Here is a 22,248-nt window from a genome sequence, read left to right as displayed (position 1 = left end):
CGCTTTCCCGTCCGGTTCCCCGCCGCGTCGCCTTTGCGCTACGCGGCGAAAGTATTTTACGCCGCCTGAAACACCACCGCCCCTGCAGCGCGGCGCTACAAGGGCGGCAAGCGAGGCGCAGGCGCTAATCAGTCGTCGGCGCTGGCCTCGGCTTCAGCGGCGGCCAGCGCCGCCTTGTCTTCTTCGGTGATTTCCTTGATCGAGAGCTTCACCCGGTTGCGGTTGTCCACGTCCAGCACCTTGACCACGACTTCGTCGTTTTCGTTGAGGTGATCGCGGACGTTCTCTACCCGCTCGGGTACGATCTGGGAAATATGCACCAGGCCGTCGGTCCCCGGCATGATGTTGACGAAGGCGCCGAAGTCGGCGATGCGCACCACCTTGCCGCGGTACAGCTTGCCGATCTCCGGCACCGCGGTGATCTCGAGCACGGTATCCATCGCGGCCTTGGCGGCCTTCTTGTCCTCGGCGTAAATGCGCACGGTGCCGTCGTCATCGAGGTCGACGGAGGCGCCGGTGTCTTCGGTGATCTTGCGGATCGTCGCGCCGCCCTTGCCGATCACGTCGCGGATCTTTTTGGCGTCGATCTGCAGGGTGAGCATGGACGGCGCGTTGTCGGACACCTCCTCGCGGCTGGCCCCGATCACGGCGTTCATCTGCCCGAGAATCTCCAGGCGCGCCCGGTGCGCCTGCTGCAGCGCGGTTTCCATGATCTCTTCGTTGATGCCCTCGATCTTGATGTCCATCTGCAGGGCGGTCACGCCCTCTTCGGAACCGGCAACCTTGAAGTCCATGTCGCCCAGGTGGTCTTCGTCACCGAGGATATCGGTGAGCACGGCGAAGCTGTCGCCGTCCTTGACCAGCCCCATGGCGATGCCCGCCACCGGCGCCTTGAGCGGCACGCCGGCGTCCATCAGCGCAAGCGAGGTGCCGCACACCGAGGCCATGGAGCTTGAGCCGTTGGACTCGGTGATTTCCGACACCACGCGAATGGTGTAGGGGAAGGCGTCTTCGTCCGGCAGCATGGCCTGCACGCCCCGGCGCGCCAGGCGCCCGTGGCCAATCTCGCGGCGCTTGGGCCCGCCCATGAAGCCGGCCTCGCCCACGCAGTACGGGGGGAAGTTGTAGTGCAAAAGGAAGCGATCCTTGCGCTCGCCCTCCAGCGACTCGACCAGCTGGGAGTCGCGCAGGGTGCCCAGGGTCGCCACGGCGATCGCCTGGGTTTCCCCCCGGGTGAAGATCGCCGAGCCGTGTGTCTTGGGCAGCGCGCCGACGTCAATGGCGATGGGGCGCACGGTCTGGTTGTCGCGCCCGTCGATGCGCGGCTCGCCGTCCACCACCCGAGCGCGCACCACGCGCTTTTCCAGCGCGGCAAAGGAGCCCTTGATCTCGCCTTCGGGGAAGCGGCCTTCTTCAGGCCCGGCGTCGCCCTCACCCAGCGCCTCGACGGCCTCGTCCTTCAGCGCGGAAAGCGCGTCCTGGCGGGCCATCTTGTCGGTAATGCGATAGGCATCGCCGATCTTGTCCCGGAAGCCGTCGGCAAGCGTGGCGGCCAGAGTGCGGTTGCCCGGCACCGGCTGCCAGTTCCAGCGCGGCTTGCCGGCCTCTGCCACCAGCTCGTTGATGGCGCCGATGGCGGTCTGCATTTCCTGATGGCCGTAAAGCACCGCACCGAGCATTTCGTCTTCGAGCAGCTCCCGAGCCTCGGACTCGACCATCAGCACGGCGTTTTGCGTGCCCGCGACCACCATATTCAGCTCGGAAGCGGCGAGCTCCTCGACGCTTGGGTTGAGGAAATAGCCCCGATCTTCGTTAAACGCCACCCGCGCCGCGCCGATGGGGCCGTTGAACGGCACGCCGGAAACCCCCAGCGCCGCCGAGGTGCCAAGCATCGCGGCGATATCCGGATCCTGGTTGCGGTCGGCGGACAGCACCGTGCACACCACCTGAACCTCGTTCATGAAGCTTCGGGGAAACAGCGGGCGGATGGGCCGGTCGATCAGCCGCGAGGTCAGGGTTTCCTTCTCGGTGGGGCGCCCTTCGCGCTTGAAGAAGCCGCCGGGGATCTTGCCCACCGCGTAGGTTTTTTCCTGGTAGTGCACCGACAGCGGAAAAAACGGCTGGGCGGGGTTGGCGTCTTTTTTGGCTACCACGGTGCACAGCACCACGGTGTCGTCCATGGTCACCATGACGGCGCCGGACGCCTGGCGGGCAATACGCCCGGTTTCGAGCGTAACGGTGCTGTCACCGTACTGGAACGTCTTTTTAACCGGATTCACGGCAGCTTCTTCCTTTCGCGTTGAAATCTACTTGTCGATACATCGTCTTTTCAGTCTCCCGGCCATTCTAGGCGCTGGGCCGCGCGGCGACCACCGCTGGCGCCCTTTCAAGGCGGGAAATTGGGTAGGGGCCGGGGTTACCCCCGGCGCCCTCCCACACCACCGTACGTACCGTTCGGTATACGGCGGTTCATGAAGAACGGCTAAGCCCTCTTACCGTATCGAGTACCGAGATCAGGCCCTGCCGGTCGAACCACTTGCGTGGCAGGGCCTGATTCATGTGCGAGGCGCCGGCATTCCACCAGGGACCTCGCCCATTCCCCGCTGACTTCCAGGCACGCTGACCATCCAAGCCCAGCGCCAGAAGCTTGCGGCGCCGGGTCTTTGGACGTTTCCACTGCCGCCAGATCACACAACGCAGTCGGCGACGTACCCAGCTATCCAGCGCTTCCAGCGGTCGCTTCACGTCAACGAGACTGAAGTAGCTGGCCCAGCCCCGCAGGACGGGAGCCAGCTCTCTGGTGATACGCCGAATGCTGCGCCCCCTGCCGCGTTTGAGGATATCGCGGACACATTGCACCAGGCGCTGCAGGCTGGCCTTGGCCAGCGTCAACTTCGGCAGCTTGTGCCGAGTCAGCGTGTAGCCTAGGTATCCCCGGCTCCAGGGTCGGTCCACCGCACTTTTGTCGCGATTGACCGTCAGCCGGAGCGAATTCTCGAGAAAATCACTCAGGCTGGCCATGACGCGCTCGCCCGCTCGCCGACTCCTGACATACACCTGTATGTCGTCGGCGTAACGGCAGAAGCGGTGGCCGCGGCGTTCCAGCTCCTTGTCCACGTCATCCAGCAGGATATTCGCCATCAGCGGACTCAGCGGTCCGCCCTGAGGTGTTCCCTGCCGACGTGGTGAGACCAGGCTGTCCTGGAACATGCCGGCCTCCAGGTAGCGGCGAATCAGGCGCAGCACCCGCTTGTCGCGGACGCGACGCGCGACCCGCGCCATCAGCAGGTCGTGGTTCACCCGATCGAAGAAGGCTTCCAGATCGAGATCGACCACCCAACGGTGGCCAGCCGCGACATGGTCCTTCATGGCCGAGACGGCCTGCTGAGCACTGCGTTGGGGGCGGTAACCGTAGCTCGATGCGGAGAAGCCCGGATCGAAGAGCGGCGTCAGCACCTGCAGCAGCGCCTGTTGGATCAGCCGGTCACTGACCGTGGGGATGCCGAGCTGACGCGTCCCGCCCTTGGGCTTGGGGATCTCGACGGCTCGGACCGGGCTGGGGTGGTACTCTCCGGCCAGCAGCCGCTCGCGCAGCGTCGGCCAGTATTGCTTCAGGTGGTCGGCCAGTTGGTCCACCGACATGCCATCGGCACCCGGTGCCCCCTTGTTGGCGACCACCCTCCGGTAAGCCCGCTGCATGTTGTCGGTGGCGACCACCGCTTCCATGAGCGAGGCGGACTCCGCTTTCGTCCACGATAACGACGCCGGGACCGTCTCGACGCCCACCGGCTGGAGCTCGGGGTACTGCCCCTGCCCCTCTGGGTGGGTGACGGTATTAGCGCCACTTTCTGTCTTCATGATCGATCCTCGAGACGTCATCGCCTACTCGCGGTTCTTCATGTTCGGCCCTTGGTGCCGGGGTGAGTCGGCACTTACTATGGCCTCGGCTGACGTCTGGCGGTCCATCCCGTCACCTCTCGACGCCGGTAGCACTGTGGCAGACCACCAGACCTCCCAGGGTAAGACGCGCGACCTTCCTCCCATCTACCCGCCGCATTTACCTCCACACCTTCCGGATAGCTATTGGGCTTCGAGTCTCATTGCCCTCTCGCCCAGATGTGGCTGCCTCATATGCGATTCCTGTTCGTCGGGCCGGGAGTTTGCCTGCAGCTTCCTTCAGATTCCGCCTCGCGACGGACACCCTTGCTGTTCGGCTAACGGTTCCCGCTATCAAGGTCCGTAGGGGACTCTCACCCCCAAGTCATCCCGGGGCACTACCCCCGGGAACAGCACCTGTCGGTGCTACGCGCCATGCCTGGCGCACAACAAAACGGGCAGCCCCGCAAGGGGCTACCCGTTTGGAAACGACCTGGGAAAGGGGGTGACGCAATGCTTAGCGGCGCAGGCCCAGACGCTGGATGATGGAGCGATAGCGCTCGTAGTCCTTGCGGTGCAGGTAGTCCAGCAGCTTGCGACGCTGGTTGACCATGCGGATCAGGCCACGACGGGAGTGGTGGTCCTGGCTGTTGGTCTTGAAATGATCCTGCAGGCCGTTGATGTTGGCGCTCAGCAGGGCCACCTGAACCTCGGGGGATCCGGTGTCGTTTTCGCCGCGGCCGTATTCGTTGACGATGTCGGCTTTCTGTTCAGCGGTTAATGCCATCTGTCTCTCCAGTAAGCAATATGCCTGAAAATGTAAGGGGTGAGACCACGCATATTTGCAGTCTCGATTTTTAGCTGCGCGGCGTTTCCGCCGGGTGGCTTATCAGCCGTTGTGGCGCCACCGTGGCAGCGCCGTCTGCCTGCCGGACGACACGCCCAAGGCCAATAAAGGCCCCCTGGTGGTAAAGCCTTGCCGTCGCCGCCTCGGCCAGCTCACTTTCCAGAGTGGCCTGCTGGCCGTGGATCAGCCGCCCGTGGGCGACGTCATCCAGCGCAAGCGCCGGCAGGTGTGCCACGAGCACGTCCGGCGACATCAGCACCGCTTCCCGCGCGGGCTGATCCGCCAGCGCCTCAAGCGCTTCGAGCGTCCACATGCCGCCGGCGTCGAACGCGCCGGTGGCAAGGCGCCTGAGCGCGCTGATGTGGGCGCCGCAGCCCAGCTCAAGGCCGATATCCTCTGCCAGGGTACGTATATAGGTACCCTTGCTGCAGCGGATGTCCAGTTCAAAGGCGCGGTTTCCCGGAACGGTATCATTGCCCGGGACGGTATCCAACGCCGTGAGGCGGGCATCATACACGCTTATGCGCCGAGCTGCACGCTCCACGTGGCGGCCCTCCCGGGCCAGCTCGTAAAGCTTGCGCCCCTGGTGCTTGAGCGCCGAATACATCGGCGGCACCTGGTCGATCTCGCCGCGAAAACGCGCGAGCACCGCCTCGATCGAGGCTTCGTCGAGCGCGGGCACCTCGCGACGCTCCACGACGTCGCCTTCGGCGTCGCCGGTGTCGGTGATCACACCAAGCTCCACCCGGGTGCGGTAGGCCTTGTCGGCTTCAAGCAGCCAGGCGGAAAACTTGGTCGCCTCCCCCAGGCAGATCGGCAACAGGCCGGTCGCCATCGGGTCGAGGGTGCCGGTGTGACCCGCCTTTTGCGCCTGGAACAGCCGGCGCACGCGCTGCAGGGCATGGTTGCTGGAAAGCCCTGCGGGCTTGTCCAGCAGCAGCACGCCGTTGACCGGCAGCCCGCGACGACGACGCGCCATCAGCTACGCTCTCCGTTGCCGCTTTCGTCGTCGCCTTCGCCCTCCTGGCCGGCATTGCGCTCGCGGTCGGTCTGCACCGCCTCGTCAATCAGCGACGACAGGTGCTGGCCGCGGACCACGCTTTCATCGTAGTGAAAGCGCAGCTCGGGCACGTGGCGCAGCTTGATCCGGCGGGCCACCTGGCTGCGCAAAAAGCCGCCCGCGCGCTTGAGCGCCTGCAGGTTTTCCTTCACCCGTGCCGGGTCCTGCTCGCCAAGCAGGGTGAAATAGACGTCGGCGTAGCCCAGATCCCGGCTAACGCTGACGCCGCTCAGCGTGACCATCCCTAAGCGAGGGTCTTTCACCTCGCGCTGGATGAGCACCGCCAGCTCCTTCTGGAGCTGGTCGGCTACCCGGTCGGTGCGCTTGAATTCCCGCATGTTGCCTCCTAAGCGCCTTAGAGCGTGCGCTCGACCTTGACCTGGTCGAAGACCTCGATCTTGTCGCCGACCTGGACATCGTTGTAGTTCTTCACGCCGATGCCGCACTCCATGCCGTTGCGGACTTCGTTGACGTCGTCCTTGAAGCGGCGCAGCGACTCAAGCTCGCCCTCGTAGATGACCACGTTGTCGCGCAGCACGCGGATCTTCTTGTGGCGGTGGACGTTGCCTTCGACCACCATGCAGCCGGCCACGGCGCCGATCTTGGGCGCGCGGAAGACGTCGCGGACTTCGGCCACGCCGACGATCTCTTCCTTCCAGTCCGGCGCGAGCTTGCCGCTCATGGCCTGCTTGACCTCGTCGATCAGGTGGTAGATTACGCTGTAGTAGCGCAGATCCAGCCCCTCGCGCTCGATGATGTCGCGCGCGGCGACGTCGGCACGGACGTTAAAGCCGACCACGATGGCCTCACTGGCCAGCGCCAGGTTGGCATCGGTGCCGGTGATGCCGCCCACGCCGGAGGACACCACGGCCACCTCGACCTCGTCGGTGGAGAGCTCTTCAAGCGCGCTGCGGATCGCTTCCAGCGACCCCTGGACGTCGGCCTTGAGCACCACGTTGACCTTGGCCGCCTCGTCTTTCTCCATCTGGCTGAACATGTTCTCCAGCTTGGATTTCTGCTGGCGAGCCAGGCGCACTTCGCGGTATTTGCCCTGACGGAAGTTGGCCACTTCGCGGGCCTTCTTGTCGTCGTCTACCACCATGAAGTCGTCGCCGGCTTCGGGCGTGCCGTCGAGCCCCTGGATTTCCACGGGCATGGCCGGACCGACTTCATCCACCTGCTTGGCGAGCTCGTTGGTCAGCGCGCGTACGCGGCCGTAGTGCAGGCCGGCGAGCACGATGTCGCCTTTTTTCAGCGTCCCGTTCTGTACCAGCACGGTGGCGACCGGGCCGCGGCCCTTGTCCAGGCGCGACTCCACGACCACGCCCTTGCCGGGCGCTTCGGGGACGGCCTTGAGCTCGAGCACTTCGGAGACCAGCTGTACGGCCTCGATCAGCGCGTCGATGCCCTCGCCGCTTTTCGCCGAAACGTGAACGAACTGGGTGTCGCCGCCCCATTCTTCGGAGATAACCCCGTGCTGGGACAGCTCGTTTTTCACTCGGTCCGGGTCGGCCGCCGGCTTGTCGATCTTGTTAACTGCGACAACCATGGGCACTTCGGCTGCCTTGGAGTGCTCGATGGCCTCGATGGTCTGGGGCATCACGCCGTCGTCGGCGGCCACCACCAGAATTACCACGTCGGTGGCCTTGGCACCGCGGGCGCGCATGGCGGTAAACGCCGCGTGGCCGGGCGTATCCAGGAAAGTCGCGCCGCCGTTGTTGCCAACCACGTGGTAGGCGCCAATGTGCTGGGTAATCCCGCCGGCTTCGCCGGTGGCAACCTTGGCCTTGCGGATATAGTCCAGAAGCGACGTCTTACCGTGGTCGACGTGGCCCATTACGGTGACGACCGGGGCACGGGTGATTTCTTCCCCTTCGTAGGACACGCTCTCGAGCACTTCGGCTTCCAGGGCGTCGTCCTTGACCAGCTTGGGCTTGTGGCCCATTTCCTCGACCACGATCACCGCGGTGTCCTGGTCGATGGTCTGGTTGATGGTGACCGCCGCGCCCATGGTGAACATGGCCTTGATCACTTCGTTGGCCTTGATCGACATCTTGTCGGCAAGCTCGGCCACGCTGATCGACTCGGGGATCGACACTTCGCGCACGATCGGCTGGGTCGGCTTCTGGAAGCCGTGCTTGCCGCCGCTCTGGCCGCCGCCGCGGCGGCTGCCGCCACGACGCTCGGCGCGCTTGGCCTTCTTGCCGCCGCGACGGCGCTCTTCGCGGTCGCTGCGGGAATCCTGCTCGTCGCGACGGCCCTTCTTCTTGGCCGCCTTTTTCGCCGGTGCCGAGCGGCGATCGGTACGGCCTTCCTTGGGCGGCGCCGGGGGCGCGTCCTCGCCCGAGGTGCTGCCGCTGTCAAAGTCGGGTACCGGAATCTCGAGATCGGTGGGCGTCTCGGCGCTCTTGGCCTTTTCTTCGGCAAGCTTGCGCTCGGCCTCATCGGCGGCGTGCTTGGCGTCGGCGGCTTTCTGCTCTTCGGCTTCGCGCGCCTTGCGCTCCGCCTCGGCTTCGGCCATATCGCCGACCAGCTGGCGCGGGCCGGTGTGCGCGGGCTCCGGCGCCTTGGGCTTCTCGGCCTCGGCGCGCTTGACGTAGGTTTTCTTCTTGCGCACCTGGACGTCAATGGTCTTGCCGCGCTCGCCGGTCTTGATCCGGCTGCGGGTCTTGCGCGTCAGGGTGATGCGATTCTTGTTGGCATCGCCGCTGCCGCCGTGGTTCTTTTTCAGCGAGTTAAGCAGCGTCTGCTTGTCCGCTTCGGAAACCACGTCGCTTTCCGAGGTGTGCGAAAGCCCGGCGTTTTTCATCTGTTCGAGCAGGCGGGACGTATCGCGGCCCACCTTTGCTGCAAAATCTTTTACTGTCATGTCTGACATTATGACCCTCCTCAGCCCGTGACCTGTTTACTGTGTGTTCGAATCCGATTCGCTGTCGCCGTCTTCGAACCAGGGCGCACGGGCAGTCATGATCAATGCCGCTGCGCGCGCTTCGTCCAACTCTTCGATATCGACCAGATCGTCGACAGACTGCTCGGCAAGATCTTCCATGCTGACAATGCCGCGGCTGGCCAGGGTAAAGGCCAGGTGCCGCTCCATGCCCTCCATGGCGAGCAGGTCGTCGGCCGGCTGGGCACCGTCCAGCGCTTCTTCCGAGGCAATGGCCAGCGTCAACAGCTCGTCTTTTGCTCGCGCGCGTAGCGCGTTGATAAGTTCTTCGTCGAACTCTTCAATTTCCAGCATCTCTTCCAGGGGCACGTAGGCCACCTCTTCAAGCGTGGTAAAGCCTTCATCCACCAGCAGGCGCGCTACGTCGTCATCCACGTCAAGGTGCTGGATGAACGAGTCGACCAGGGTGTCGATTTCCTGTTCGTGCTTGGAATCGGCTTCGTCTTCGGTCATGACGTTGATGTGCCAGCCGGTAAGCTCGGAGGCCAGCCGCACGTTCTGGCCGCTGCGCCCGATGGCCTGGGCAAGGTTATCCTCGGCGACGGCGACGTCCATGGACACCGCGTCTTCGTCGACCAGAATGGAGGCGACATCGGCCGGTGCCATGGCGTTGATCACCAGCTGGGCGGGGTTGTCGTCCCACAGCACGATATCCACGCGCTCGTTTTCAAGCTCGCTGGACACCGCCTGTACCCGCGAGCCGCGCATGCCCACGCAGGCGCCCACCGGGTCGATGCGCCGATCGTTGGTCTTCACCGCAATCTTGGCCCGGGAGCCCGGGTCGCGTGCCGCCCCCTTGATGTCGATCAGCTGCTCGGCGATTTCCGGCACCTCGATCTTGAACAGCTCAATGATCAGCTCCGGGCAGGTACGCGACAGCTGCAGCTGGGCCCCCTTGGCTTCGGGGTCTACCTTGACCAAAAGCGCCCGCACCCGTTCGTTCATGCGGTAGCGCTCGCCGTGGATCATCTCGTTGCGCGGCAGGAAAGCCTCGGCGTTGTCGCCAAGATCGATGATCAGCCCGTCCCGGGTGGTGCGCTTGACGATGCCGGCGACCAGCTCGCCTTCGCGGTCGGCGTACTGGCGCACCACCTCGGCCCGCTCGGCTTCGCGCACCTTCTGCACGATCACCTGCTTGGCGGTCTGGGCGGCAATGCGGCCGAACTCGGCGTTTTCGATCGGCTTTTCCACTTCGTCGCCCAGCGCCAGCGGCGGCGTGCGCTGCTCGGCCACGCTCTGCTTGATTTCGTAGTCGGGGGTCTCGAACTCGTCGTCCTCGACGACCGTCCAGTAGCGGAAGGTTTCGTACTCGCCGCTGCGACGGTCGATACGCACCCGCACGCTGGCTTCTTCACGATCAAAGCGCTTGCGCGAGGCGCTGGCCAACGCGGCTTCGACCGCCTCGAAAATCACGTCCCGGGGGACGCCCTTTTCGTTCGAGATCGCGTCAACGACCATCAAGATTTCTTTACTCATGCGTTTGCCTCGCCAAAACCTGTCCTTATGTGCTCGAGCCGGCCAAGCGCCGGTTGCGTCGCCCGGTTATTTGTCGAACCGGGGCACGATGTTCGCCTTATCAATGCTTTCGATGGGAAAGCAGTACTCCTCACCGTCCATCTGCAAGAGCACCTCGTCGCCCTCGATACCGGCGAGCAGGCCGCGAAACTTGCGCTGGCCGTCAAACGCCGACCGCAGCTTGAGCGCTACCTGGTGACCCTGAAAGCGGCGGAAATGATCAAGGGTATAGAGGGGGCGGTCCATGCCCGGCGAGGAAACCTCCAGGCGGTACGCCTCGGCGATGGGATCTTCCACGTCCAGCACGGCGCTGATCTGACGGCTGATATCGGCGCAGTCATCCACGCTGACGCCGTTTTCACCCTCGATATAGATGAGCAGGCGCGAGTGCTTGCCCTGGGAAAGATAGTCGATGCCCCATAGTTCAAAGCCCATGGCGGCAACCACCGGCTCAATCAGCGCGTGAAGCGCGGCGTGTTTCGTGGCCACAGACAAAGCTCCTATAGCCGTTGCATCAGGCACCTGGCCAGGAGTCACAGGAAAAGCTAGGTGGCTGATCGGCGTTGACCGGCAACGTGCCTCCGGTAACCCGGTAGACATCCGCTAGTGAGACATACCCTTCATCAGCGCGCCGGCACGCCAAGGATTACCGCTGCGGCGGCGACCGGCGACCAATAAAAGGGCGACTAACAAAAAGCCCCTTCACAGGAAGGGGCTTTTTGCAAGAAAACCTGTAATACCATTTATGGCGCAACGCGCCTAAAAATGGTAGCGGGGACCGGATTTGAACCGATGACCTTCGGGTTATGAGCCCGACGAGCTACCAGACTGCTCCACCCCGCATCAATCTGGAGGGACGATACTAAGCGCTTGCTGGTTCTGCGTCAAGCGACTTTTATGTCCCGCACGCGATGCGTGCTTCAACTTCAGTGCTGCCTTGCTGCTTGCCACTGACTCACTGCTCAACGCCTAAGCCTTGGCGGTTTATCAATGGTGCCGAAGGCGGGACTTGAACCCGCACGACCGTTAGGTCACTACCCCCTCAAGATAGCGTGTCTACCAATTCCACCACTTCGGCAACAGGGGAGGCTAAAAGGGCCGCTGATTCGCTTGCCGTGCAAGCTACTCGCCGCTCTCCTCTAGCACTGGCGCTGCATTATCCACGTCATCTTCGGACCCGTCAAGGGATTTTGTCGAGTCGTCGTCCGCGGCGTTTTGCTGCTCGACGAGCTTGGCATCGGGAATGCCCGCGTCCGGGGCGTCACCCGCCTGGCTGGCAAAGTAGGCAAGCGTCAGCGAGGTGACAAAAAAGCAGGCCGCGAGCACGCCGGTAAAGCGCGCCAGGAAATTGCCGCTGCCCTGGGCGCCGAATACCGTTTGCGACGAACCGCCGCCGAAGGAGGCGCCGGCATCGGCGCCCTTGCCCTGCTGAAGCAGGATAAGGACGACCAGAGCGATCGCCAGAACTACGTGAATCATGAGAATTGCAGCTTGCATGAAATTATCCTGCTGATTGGCATATAGCGTAAAATTCATCGACCTGGAGCGACGCACCGCCGACCAGACCGCCATCAATATCGGGCTGGGCCAAAAGCGCCGCCGTGTTGTCGGCCTTCATGCTGCCGCCGTAAAGCAGCCGCAGCGACTGCGCAAGCTCAGCGTCCCGCGTTTCCAGCCAGGCGCGTATGTCGCCCATGGTGGCCTGGGCCTCTTCGGGCGTGGCGGTAAGCCCGGTGCCGATGGCCCACACCGGCTCGTAGGCGACAACCAGGCGCTTACGCAGCGCCGCCTCGAGCGGGTCCAGCACGGCGGCCACCTGCCCCAGCACCACCTCCCGGGTCGCCCCGGCCTCGCGCTGCGCCAGGGTTTCCCCCACGCACAGCACCGGGGTCAGGCCGAAAGCCAGCGCCGCTTCTACCTGGCGGCAGGCATCGGCATCGGTTTCGCCGTAATGCTGGCGGCGCTCGGAGTGCCCCACCAGCACGTAGGCCACGCCGAACTCCGCCAGCATGGCGGCGTTGACCTCGCCGGTATGGGCGCCGGCAGGCTCGGGGTTCAGCGCCTGAGCGCCCAGCGCCAGCGGCGTGCCGGCAAAGGCGTGCTGGGCGGCCTGCAGATAGGGGAACGGAGGCATCACCGCGACGTCCAGCGCCGCGGGCAGCCGGTCACCGGCAAAGGCGTCGCCGAACGCACGGATCCGCTCGGCGGAGCCGTTCATCTTCCAGTTACCGGCGATGAGGGGCGTACGCATCCAAGCTCCTTTTCAAGATTGCGCAAAATGGTATAGGAGCGGCCGGGGCAAGACAACCGCCGACCGCGGGGCATCAGGCCAGAAGCGCCTGCACCTTCTCGGCAAGCTCGCCGGCCAGGCTGTCCACGTCCAGATAGGCGCGGCCCTCTACCATGACCCGGATCAGCGGCTCTGTGCCCGACGGGCGCAGCAGCACCCGCCCCTCTTCGCCCAGCCGGCTTTCCGTATCGGCCACGGCGCGGGCCAGCTCGGGCTTTTCCAGCACCGCCCGGGCATCGGTGCCGGCCGGCAGGCGCACGTTGACCAGCGCCTGGGGCACTTTCTCCAGGATGCTTAAAAGCTCGGGTAGCGTGGCCTTATCGCGAATCATGATGGCCACTACCTGCAGCGCCGACACGATGCCGTCGCCGGTGGTCTGGGTGTGGGCGCACACCACGTGGCCGGAGGGCTCGCCGCCAAGCGTCCAGCCGTTGGCCGCCATGCGCTCCATGACAAAGCGATCGCCGACCTTGGCCCGTTCGAAGGGAATGCCGAGCTTTTCCAGCCCCATGGCCAGGCCGAAGTTGCTCATCAGAGTACCCACCACGCCGCCGTTGAGCAGGCCGCGCTGCTGGCGATCCCGAGCGATGAGGTAGAGGATATCGTCGCCGTCGACCTCGTGGCCGTCGTGGTCCACCAGCAGCAGCCGATCGCCGTCGCCGTCAAAGGCAATGCCCAGGTCCGCCCCGCGGTGAATCACCGCCGCGCGCAGGGAGGCCGGATGGGTTGAGCCGACGTCGCGGTTGATGTTCATGCCGTCGGGGTCGGCGCCGATCACGCTGACGTCGGCGCCCAGCTCGCGAAATACGTTGGGCGCAATGTGGTAGGTCGCGCCGTGGGCGCAGTCGAGCACGATACGCAGTCCGTGCAGGCTGAGCCGCTCGGGGAGCGTCGATTTACAGAACTCGATGTAGCGCCCCGGGGCGTCGTGAATACGCATGGCCTTGCCAAGCTCAGCGGCTTCAGCGGTGGTCAGCGGCTGCTCCAGCATGTCTTCGATGCGTGCCTCGACGGCGTCGGGCAGCTTGGTGCCGTCGGCGTCAAAAAACTTGATGCCGTTGTCGTCGAAGGGATTGTGCGAGGCGGAAATCACTACGCCGGCGTCGGCGCGAAAGGTGCGCGTCAAATAGGCGATGCCCGGCGTGGGCATGGGGCCCAGCAGGGCGACGTCGACGCCGGCAGCAGAAAACCCCGCTTCCAGCGCCGACTCGAACATATAGCCGGAAATGCGCGTGTCCTTGCCGATCAGCACGCGGGTGCGGCCGTCGTCACGGTGCAGCACCTGCCCCGCGGCCCAGCCCAGCTTGAGCATGAAGTCGGCGGTAATGGGCGCGCGCCCTACCCTGCCGCGGATCCCGTCGGTACCAAAATAGCGCCGTGTCATGCGTTTCTCTCCCGAATGTTATCGCTGCCGCTTTCATTGATCACGGCCCAGGCCATGCTGGCCGCATCCACCGTTGCGGCCACGTCGTGCACCCGCAAAATCTTCGCCCCGCGCTCAACGGCAAGGGCCGCAAGCGCCAGCCCGCCGGCCAGCCGCTGGTCGACGGGGCGGTCGAGCACCTTGCCGATCATGCTTTTGCGCGACATGCCCACCAACAGCGGCAGCTCAAGCTCGTCAAGCGCCTGCAGGCGATTCAGCAGGCGCAGGTTATGCTCGACCGTCTTGCCGAAACCGAAGCCGGGATCCAGCAGCAGCCGCTCGCGCTCAAGCCCCGCGCCTTCGCAGGCGGCAATGCGCTCAAGCAGAAAGTCGCCGACCGCCTGTTCGATGGGCTGATCGTAATGCGGCGCGTCCTGCATGGTCTGCGGCTCGCCCTGACGGTGCATCAAACAGACCGCCAGGCCACTCTGGGCGGCGGCTTCAAGCGCTCCTTCGCGCTCGAGCGAGCGCACGTCGTTGAGCATGCCGGCGCCCAGCGCGCCCGCTTCGCGCATCACCTTGGCACTGCTGGTGTCCACCGAGACCAGCGCGCCCAGCTCCCGAGACAGCGCCTCGATCACCGGGGCCACCCGGTCAAGCTCCTGCTGAGCCGTTACCGGCGCCGCCCCGGGTCGGGTAGATTCGCCGCCCACGTCGATAATCGTCGCCCCCTCGGCCAGCATGCGCTCGCCCTGGCGCAGCGCTTCGTCCCGTGCGGTATAGCAGCCGCCGTCGGAGAAGGAGTCCGGCGTCACGTTGAGCACGCCCATCACGCGGGGAGCGGAAAGATCGAGCCGATGAGGCCCGCAGATAATCGGCGCAGCATCGCCGGGCGGCGCGGCAAAGGGTGGTTGCATGGAGGGCTCAGTTAACAGGTAAGGATGAATGAAGCGACATGGTGACCGGCAGAATAGCAAAAAAGGCGCCTCAAAGTGAGGCGCCTGTTACGCAATCTCCGCCGTGTTGTTACGAGCCTGCCGGGCCTCCCAGCGGGTCGGACGGACGGCGCCGGCGGCTATCGTCATCCTCGTCGCCGTCGTCCTCGGGCCCCTTGGGTGCCTCACCGGCGGCCCCCGCGGCGGGCGTGCGGCTATCCACGGGGGAGCCGCCGCCGGGCGCATCGTCGTCGTGCCAGCCCTCGGGCGGACGCGGATCGCGGCCGTCCATGATGTCCTTGAGCTGGTGCGCATCGATGGTTTCGTACTTCATCAGCGCCTCGGCCATGGCGTCCAGTTTTTCGCGGTTGTCTTCCAGTATCTGGTAGGCCTGCTCGTAGCAGCCGTCGATGATCTTGCGCACTTCCTTGTCGAGCCGCGTGGTGGTGTCGCCGGACTTCAGCATACCGCCGCTTTGTCCGCCGCCCATGAACTGATGGGACTCGTCCTCATCGTACATGATCGGGCCCATTTCCTCGGACAGACCCCACTTGGCCACCATGTTGTGGGCAAGCTCGGTGGCGCGCTTGATGTCGTTGGACGCGCCGGTAGTCACGCCGTTGGGGCCCAGTGTCATTTCCTCGGCAATACGGCCGCCGAACAGCGAGCAAATCTGGCTGATGATCTGCTGGCGCGAGAAGCTGTAGCGGTCTTCTTCCGGCAGGAACATGGTCACGCCCAGCGCTCGGCCGCGGGGGATGATGGTGACCTTGTACACCGGGTCGTGCTCGGGCATGACCAGGCCGATGATGGCGTGGCCGGACTCGTGATAGGCCGTGTTGAGCTTTTCCTTGTCGGTCATGACCATGGACTTGCGCTCGGAGCCCATCATGATCTTGTCCTTGGCCTCCTCGAGCTCGTCCATGCCCACCAGGCGCTTGTCGCCACGGGCGGCAAACAGCGCCGCCTCGTTGACCAGGTTGGCCAGATCGGCACCGGAGAAGCCCGGCGTGCCGCGGGCGATCAGCGACGCCTTGACGTCCTCGGCCAGCGGCACCTTGCGCAGGTGAACGCCGAGGATATGCTCGCGGCCGCGGATATCGGGCAGGGGCACGGTGACCTGACGGTCAAAGCGGCCCGGGCGCAAAAGCGCCGGGTCAAGCACGTCCGGACGGTTGGTAGCGGCGATGACGATAACGCCTTCGTTGGCCTCGAAACCGTCCATTTCCACCAGCAGCTGGTTGAGCGTCTGTTCGCGCTCGTCGTTGCCGCCGCCCATGCCGGCGCCGCGCGAACGGCCCACGGCGTCGATCTCGTCGATGAAGATGATGCACGGCGCCTGCTTCTTGGCTTGCTCGAACATGTCGCGCACGCGAGAGGCGCCCACGCCGACGAACATCTCGACGAAGTCGGAGCCGGAGATGGAGAAGAACGGCACCTTGGCCTCGCCGGCGATGGACTTCGCCAGCAGGGTTTTACCCGTACCCGGCGGGCCCACCATCAGCACGCCGCGGGGGATGGTACCGCCCAGGCGTTCGAACTTGCTCGGGTCGCGCAGGAAGTCCACCAGCTCTTCGACTTCTTCCTTGGCCTCGTCGCAGCCGGCGACGTCAGCAAAGGTGGTCTTGATCTGGTCGTTGGACAGCAGTTTGGCCTTGGACTTGCCAAAGCTCATGGGGCCGCCCTTGCTGCCGCCACCGCCGCCCTGCATCTGGCGCATGAAGAACATGAAGATGGCGAGTATCAGCAGGATCGGGAAGCTGGCGATCAGCAGCCGCGACCAGATGCTCTGCTGTTCGGGCTCCTTGCCGACCACGGTAACGTCGTTGGCCAGCAGGTCATCCATCAGCTTGGGGTCCTCGGCCGCGGGCCGCACGGTCTGGAACCGCGTGCCGTCCGAGCGCTCCCCCTCAATGGTATAGCCATCGATGGTGACGCTGCGTATCTGTTGATTTTGCACCTGCTCCACAAACTGCGAATAGTTCGTGGACTGAGGCGAGCTTTCCGTACTGAAGTTGTTGAACACGGTCAGCAGAACGGCCGCGATGACCAACCACAGAACCAGGTTCTTTGCCATATCGTTCAAGGGGCTACCCTCATTACAAGAATCCGTCAGTTAACGCTGCTAGTTGAGACATCGTCTGCGCAGCATGCGTTCATTCATTTTCTATAAGCGGTTTGCTGCCTACTGTGGCACACCTTGCCGCGGCGTGTCCGGCAATTACCCTGATAAATCCTTACTATTTACCCTCGCTTTTGCCCGCATTGGCGATACCTTGCCCTATTCGCGACACCCTATTCGCGACACCCTATTCGCGACACCCTATCCGCGACACCCTATCCGCGAAACCCGCTGGCCAGCAGGTAGACTTCCCGGGAGCGCGCCCGGGAGGCCTCGGGCTTGCGCGTGACCACCCGGGTAAACTGCTCGCGCAGGGTCTTTAAGTACTCATCAAAGCCTTCGCCCTGAAACACCTTGGCCACAAAGCGCCCGCCGGGCGCCAGGGTTTGCTGGGCCAGATCCAGCGCCAGCTCTACCAGATACATGGCCCGGGGCTGGTCGATACCCGCCATGCCACTCATATTGGGGGCCATATCCGACATCACAAGGTCTGCGTTTTTACCGCCCAGGCGTTCCAGCAGCGCGTCGAGCACGTGATCTTCGGTAAAATCGCCCTGGACGAAGTCCACATCGGCCAGCGCGTCCATGGCGAGAATGTCCGAAGCGATGACCTTGCCCGCCGGGCCGACCTTCTCCGCGGCGACCTGGCTCCAGCCGCCGGGCGCGGCCCCCAGGTCCACCACGGTCATGCCGGGGCGAAAAAGCTGATCCTTTTCGTCCAGCGCCAGCAGCTTGTAGCTGGCCCGGCTGCGGTAGCCGTCGGCCCAGCTCTGCTTGACGTAGGGATCGTCGAAGTGCTCCTGCATCCAGCTGCCGCTGGACTTGCTGGCCTGGCGTTTACGGCCTTTCGGCTTGTGCTGCATGAAGAGAATCTGGCGCTTGAAAGAGAACGTGAAAGAGAAAGCGGGCGCTTTCACCCGGCGGCGTTTCGCCGTAAGATGGAGCGTTAAGCGCAAACTTGGGATACCGCAAGATACCATGAGCTTGTCACAGGCACAAAAGAAAGCACTGCGTAGCATCGGTCATCATTTAAAGCCGGTGGTTACCGTATCGGAAAACGGCATTTCGGAGAACCTGATCGCCGAGCTCGACCGCGCCCTGCGCGACCACGAGCTGGTCAAGGTGAAGCTGGCCCTGCCCGACCGCGAAGACCGCGCGCTGATGATCGAAGAGCTCACCGCCGACGGCCGCGCCGAGCTTGTTCAGTCCATCGGCAAGACGGCGCTGCTCTACCGCAAGAACCCCCAGGCCAATCCCAAACTGTCCAACATTGCCCGTTTCGAGAACCACCACGGCCGGCGCTGATCACCGAATGTCAGGCAGTTAACGTAAAAACGCCCCCGCAGGGGCGTTTTTTATGGGCAGGCCAGAACCGGACTGGGTCATTGCGAGCCTGCGAACATGTCCTTGCGACTCTCACCCCCGCGTCATTGCGAACGTAGTGAAGCAATCTCGGGGTTTGTTGCCACCCCACCGCAAGGAGACCGCCACGCTATCGCTCGCGGTGACGCATTGCGAGGACGGAGGCAATCACGAAGCATTCGCGCGCTACAGGTGCTCGACGCTTTCGATCTCGTACTCGACGTCGCCGCCGGGGGTTTTCACGACGGCCACGTCGCCTTCTTCCTTGCCGATCAGCGCCCGGGCAATGGGCGACGTCACGGAAATGCGACGCTCCTTGATGTCCGCCTCGTCCTCGCCGACGATGCGATAGGTAAACGACGCCTCGTCTTCCACGCGCAAAAGCTCAACGGTGACGCCAAAAATCACCTTGCCCGTCTTCGGCAGCTTGGTCACGTCAATCACCTGGGCGCCGGACAGCTTGCCCTCAATCTCCTGAACGCGCCCTTCAATAAAGCCCTGCTCCTCGCGCGCGGCGTGATACTCGGCGTTTTCCTTCAGATCGCCGTGCTCGCGCGCATCGGCGATGGCCGCAATCACCCGAGGGCGCGCTTCGCTCTTCAGCTCTTCGAGCTCCTGGCGAAGCTGCTTCTCTCCCGCAACCGTCATCGGGACCTTGTTCATTCACTGGCTCCTGCGTGCAATTCCTGAAGACGCCGTACCGTAATCTCCCGACCATACGCCAGCGCCATGCATACAGCATTAGCGCCCGCCAAGGTGGTTGCATAGGCCACCTTGCGGGCAAGAGCGGTGCGGCGGATGACCGAAGAATCGAGAATCGCCTGGCGACCTTCGGTGGTATTCACGATATAGGCAATGTCGTCGTTCTTGAGCAGATCGACGATATGCGGACGTCCTTCGTAGACTTTATTGACGCGCTCAACGTCAAGGCCGGCGGCTTCCAGCGCGGCCGCCGTACCTCGCGTAGCGCATAGCGTAAAGCCCAATGTTAGCAGAGAACGGCCCACCTCGATAATCCCTGCCTTGTCGGGCTCGCGCACGGAGAGGAACGCCTTGCGCGGCCCGTCAATCGGGGGAATGGCTTCGCCGGCGCCCAGCTGCGCCTTGTAGAACGCCTCGGCGAAGGTGTCACCCGAGCCCATGACTTCACCGGTGGACTTCATTTCCGGCGTCAGGATCGGATCCACCCCGGGGAACTTGTTGAATGGGAAAACCGCCTCCTTGACGCTATAAAAATGCGGCACGATCTCGCGCTCGAAGCCCTGCTCGGCAAGCGTGGTACCCGCCATGCAGCGCGCGGCCACCTGGGCAAGCGAGGTACCGATGCACTTGGAGACAAACGGCACCGTGCGCGAGGCCCGGGGGTTGACCTCGATGACGTAGATCTCGCCGTCCTGCCAGGCGAGCTGCACGTTCATCAGACCCTTCACGCCCAGCTCCACGGCCATGCGCTTGATCTGATCGCGCATCTGATTTTGCACCTCAGCGGGCAGCGAATACGGCGGCAGCGAGCACGCCGAGTCGCCGGAGTGCACCCCGGCCTGCTCGATGTGCTGCATGATCCCCCCGATCACCACGTGCTTGCCGTCGGATACCGCGTCGACGTCGATCTCGATGGCGGCGTTCAAAAAGTGATCGAGCAGTACCGGGGAATCGTTGGAGACCTTGACCGCGTGGGTCATGTAGTTCTCAAGCTCCGAGGCGTCGTAGACGATCTCCATGGCGCGCCCGCCGAGCACGTAGCTGGGGCGCACCACCAGCGGGTAGCCGATGGCCTCGGCCTTGGCAAACGCCTCCTCGAAGTTGCGCGCGGTGGCGTTGGGCGGCTGCTTGAGCCCCAGCTTATCGATCATCTGCTGGAAGCGCTCGCGGTCTTCGGCGCGGTCGATAGCGTCCGGCGTGGTGCCGATGATGGGCATCCCGGCGGCCTCAAGCTCGCGCGCCAGCTTGAGCGGCGTCTGACCGCCGAACTGCACGATCACGCCCTCGGGCTGCTCCTTGTCGGCGATTTCCAGCACGTCCTCGAGCGTCACCGGCTCGAAGTACAGCCGGTCAGAGGTGTCGTAGTCGGTGGAGACGGTTTCCGGGTTGCAGTTGACCATGACGGTTTCATAGCCGTCGTCGTGCATGGCAAACGCCGCGTGCACGCAGCAGTAGTCAAACTCGATGCCCTGGCCGATACGGTTGGGCCCGCCGCCGAGCACCATGATCTTGGGTTTGTCGGAAACGTCCGCCTCGCACTCTTCCTCGTAGGTGGAGTACATGTAGGCGGTGTCGGAGGCGAATTCGGCAGCGCAGGTATCCACCCGCTTGTACACCGGGCGAATCCCGGCCTTCTGGCGGGTCTTGCGAAATTCCTTTTCCGACACGCCAAGAAGCTTCGCCAGCCGCGCGTCGGCAAAGCCCTTGCGCTTGAGGCGGTAAAGCTCATCGGCGGAGAGCTCGGAGAGCGAGCGCTTGGCCAGCGCCGTTTCGGTCGCGATCAGGTCTTCCAGCTGCACCAGGTACCAGGGATCGATCCGGGTCAGCTCGTACAGCCTGTCGACGCTCATGCCGGCGCGCAGGGCGTCGGCCACGTAGAAGATACGGTCGGCGCCGGGCGCCTGCAGCTCGCCCTTGATCCGGGCCATGGCCTCGTCGGTGAAGTGGGTGACGATGGGATCCAGGCCGTCGACGCCGGTTTCCAGCCCGCGCAGCGCCTTCTGCAGCGACTCCTGGAAAGTCCGGCCGATGGCCATGACCTCGCCCACGGACTTCATCTGGGTGGTCAGGCGGTCGTTGGCCTGGGGGAATTTCTCAAAGGTGAACCGCGGAATTTTGGTGACCACGTAGTCGATGGACGGCTCGAACGACGCCGGGGTGCGTCCGCCGGTAATGTCGTTGGAAAGCTCGTCCAGGCTGTAGCCCACCGCCAGCTTGGCGGCGATTTTGGCAATGGGGAAACCCGTCGCCTTGGAGGCCAGCGCCGAGGAGCGCGACACCCGGGGGTTCATCTCGATGACCACCACGCGGCCGGTATCGGGATCCACGCCAAACTGCACGTTGGAACCGCCGGTTTCCACGCCGATCTCACGCAGCACCGCCAGGCTTGCGTTGCGCATAGCCTGGTATTCCTTGTCGGTCAGCGTTTGCGCCGGCGCCACGGTGATGGCGTCGCCGGTGTGCACGCCCATGGGATCGAAGTTCTCGATGGAGCAGACGATGATGCAGTTGTCGCGGTGATCGCGCACCACCTCCATTTCGTACTCTTTCCAGCCCAGCAGCGACTCGTCGATCAAGAGCTCGTGGTTGTTGGAGAGGTCGAACCCGCGGTGGCAGATCTCCTTGAACTCTTCCTTGTTATAGGCCACGCCGCCGCCGGATCCGCCCATGGTGTAGGACGGGCGGATAATGGTGGGAAAGCCAAGCTCCGCCTGGATCTCCCAGGCCTCGTCCATGGTGTGCGCGACCTTGGCCTTGGGGCATTCGAGGCCGATGTTCTTCATCGCCTTGTCAAACAGGTCGCGGTCTTCGGCCTTGTTGATGGCGTCGGCGTTGGCGCCGATCATCTCTACGCCGTGCTTGCCCAGCACTCCCTGCTTGTCCAGCTCCAGCGCGCAGTTGAGCGCGGTTTGGCCGCCCATGGTGGGCAGGATGGCGTCCGGGCGCTCGGCCTCGATGATCTTCTCCACCGCCTGCCAGGTAATCGGCTCGATGTAGGTGGCGTCGGCCATGACCGGGTCGGTCATGATGGTGGCCGGATTGGAGTTGACCAGAATGACGCGATAGCCCTCCTCGCGCAGCGCCTTGCACGCCTGGGCGCCGGAGTAGTCGAATTCGCAGGCCTGGCCGATGACGATCGGGCCAGCGCCAATGATCAAGATACTGTTGATGTCGGTACGCTTAGGCATAACGGTTCCCGCAGAAAAATGACGATGAGCAACAAGATAAC

The 22,248-nt window shown here is 64.1% G+C and carries 17 protein-coding genes and 2 tRNA genes; 1 reads left to right on the top strand and 18 read right to left on the bottom strand.

Annotation, left to right across the window (positions count from 1 at the left end; genetic code table 11):
- Positions 1 to 128: 128 nt before the first annotated feature.
- The 16 genes from pnp to rlmE form a co-directional block, all read right to left on the bottom strand.
- Entirely contained in the window at positions 129 to 2,279 is a 2,151-nt protein-coding gene (gene pnp, locus ACZ46Y_RS02285) for a polyribonucleotide nucleotidyltransferase (protein WP_311957113.1), read from the bottom strand.
- A 190-nt stretch (positions 2,280 to 2,469) separates the two neighbouring features.
- Positions 2,470 to 3,858, bottom strand: coding sequence for a group II intron reverse transcriptase/maturase (gene ltrA / locus ACZ46Y_RS02280; protein WP_311947021.1), 1,389 nt, complete (start codon positions 3,856 to 3,858; stop codon positions 2,470 to 2,472).
- A gap of 535 nt (positions 3,859 to 4,393) precedes the next feature.
- The gene (rpsO, locus tag ACZ46Y_RS02275; RefSeq protein WP_311956426.1) at positions 4,394 to 4,663 is read right to left on the bottom strand and encodes a 30S ribosomal protein S15; all 270 of its coding nucleotides are present in this window, start codon (positions 4,661 to 4,663) and stop codon (positions 4,394 to 4,396) included.
- A gap of 70 nt (positions 4,664 to 4,733) precedes the next feature.
- The gene (gene truB, locus ACZ46Y_RS02270; RefSeq protein ID WP_311956427.1) at positions 4,734 to 5,702 is read right to left on the bottom strand and encodes a tRNA pseudouridine(55) synthase TruB; all 969 of its coding nucleotides are present in this window, start codon (positions 5,700 to 5,702) and stop codon (positions 4,734 to 4,736) included.
- Positions 5,702 to 6,121 (bottom strand): 30S ribosome-binding factor RbfA, encoded by a 420-nt coding sequence (rbfA, locus tag ACZ46Y_RS02265; RefSeq protein WP_311956428.1) that lies wholly within the window; start codon positions 6,119 to 6,121, stop codon positions 5,702 to 5,704. Before rbfA ends, truB begins: the two co-directional genes overlap by 1 nt.
- Before the next feature lie 17 nt (positions 6,122 to 6,138).
- Positions 6,139 to 8,661, bottom strand: a complete 2,523-nt coding sequence (gene infB / locus ACZ46Y_RS02260; protein ID WP_311956429.1) for a translation initiation factor IF-2 — start codon at positions 8,659 to 8,661, stop codon at positions 6,139 to 6,141.
- 27 nt (positions 8,662 to 8,688) lie between these two features.
- A complete protein-coding gene (gene nusA / locus ACZ46Y_RS02255; RefSeq protein ID WP_311956430.1) occupies positions 8,689 to 10,206 on the bottom strand; it encodes a transcription termination factor NusA in 1,518 nt (505 codons plus the stop codon).
- Between the two features lie 66 nt (positions 10,207 to 10,272).
- Positions 10,273 to 10,734, bottom strand: coding sequence for a ribosome maturation factor RimP (rimP, locus tag ACZ46Y_RS02250; RefSeq protein ID WP_311956431.1), 462 nt, complete (start codon positions 10,732 to 10,734; stop codon positions 10,273 to 10,275).
- A gap of 277 nt (positions 10,735 to 11,011) precedes the next feature.
- Positions 11,012 to 11,088 (bottom strand) — tRNA-Met (locus tag ACZ46Y_RS02245).
- A 148-nt stretch (positions 11,089 to 11,236) separates the two neighbouring features.
- Positions 11,237 to 11,323: transfer RNA gene (locus tag ACZ46Y_RS02240), tRNA-Leu, on the bottom strand.
- A 44-nt stretch (positions 11,324 to 11,367) separates the two neighbouring features.
- Entirely contained in the window at positions 11,368 to 11,742 is a 375-nt protein-coding gene (gene secG, locus ACZ46Y_RS02235; RefSeq protein WP_311956432.1) for a preprotein translocase subunit SecG, read from the bottom strand.
- A gap of 4 nt (positions 11,743 to 11,746) precedes the next feature.
- Positions 11,747 to 12,496, bottom strand: a complete 750-nt coding sequence (gene tpiA, locus ACZ46Y_RS02230) for a triose-phosphate isomerase (RefSeq protein ID WP_311956433.1) — start codon at positions 12,494 to 12,496, stop codon at positions 11,747 to 11,749.
- 73 nt (positions 12,497 to 12,569) lie between these two features.
- Positions 12,570 to 13,919: a phosphoglucosamine mutase gene (gene glmM, locus ACZ46Y_RS02225; RefSeq protein WP_311956434.1), complete on the bottom strand. Its 1,350-nt coding sequence runs from the start codon at positions 13,917 to 13,919 to the stop codon at positions 12,570 to 12,572.
- Entirely contained in the window at positions 13,916 to 14,815 is a 900-nt protein-coding gene (gene folP, locus ACZ46Y_RS02220; RefSeq protein ID WP_311956435.1) for a dihydropteroate synthase, read from the bottom strand. Before folP ends, glmM begins: the two co-directional genes overlap by 4 nt.
- A gap of 109 nt (positions 14,816 to 14,924) precedes the next feature.
- Positions 14,925 to 16,919 (bottom strand): ATP-dependent zinc metalloprotease FtsH, encoded by a 1,995-nt coding sequence (gene ftsH / locus ACZ46Y_RS02215; RefSeq protein WP_311956436.1) that lies wholly within the window; start codon positions 16,917 to 16,919, stop codon positions 14,925 to 14,927.
- Between the two features lie 251 nt (positions 16,920 to 17,170).
- Entirely contained in the window at positions 17,171 to 17,818 is a 648-nt protein-coding gene (rlmE, locus tag ACZ46Y_RS02210; protein WP_311956437.1) for a 23S rRNA (uridine(2552)-2'-O)-methyltransferase RlmE, read from the bottom strand.
- A gap of 115 nt (positions 17,819 to 17,933) precedes the next feature.
- On the opposite strand from rlmE, the gene yhbY reads away from it, so the two are divergent.
- Positions 17,934 to 18,260 (top strand): ribosome assembly RNA-binding protein YhbY, encoded by a 327-nt coding sequence (gene yhbY, locus ACZ46Y_RS02205; RefSeq protein ID WP_311956438.1) that lies wholly within the window; start codon positions 17,934 to 17,936, stop codon positions 18,258 to 18,260.
- A gap of 243 nt (positions 18,261 to 18,503) precedes the next feature.
- Here yhbY and greA read toward each other — a convergent pair whose 3' ends face one another.
- The gene (gene greA, locus ACZ46Y_RS02200) at positions 18,504 to 18,980 is read right to left on the bottom strand and encodes a transcription elongation factor GreA (protein WP_311956439.1); all 477 of its coding nucleotides are present in this window, start codon (positions 18,978 to 18,980) and stop codon (positions 18,504 to 18,506) included.
- On the bottom strand, positions 18,977 to 22,207 hold the full coding sequence (gene carB, locus ACZ46Y_RS02195; protein ID WP_311956440.1) for a carbamoyl-phosphate synthase large subunit: 3,231 nt from the start codon (positions 22,205 to 22,207) through the stop codon (positions 18,977 to 18,979). The genes greA and carB overlap by 4 nt, the downstream gene beginning before the upstream one ends.
- Positions 22,208 to 22,248 lie beyond the last annotated feature (41 nt).

The organism is Halomonas garicola, from assembly GCF_055382465.1.
This window is presented reverse-complemented; position numbering and strand designations above follow the sequence as displayed.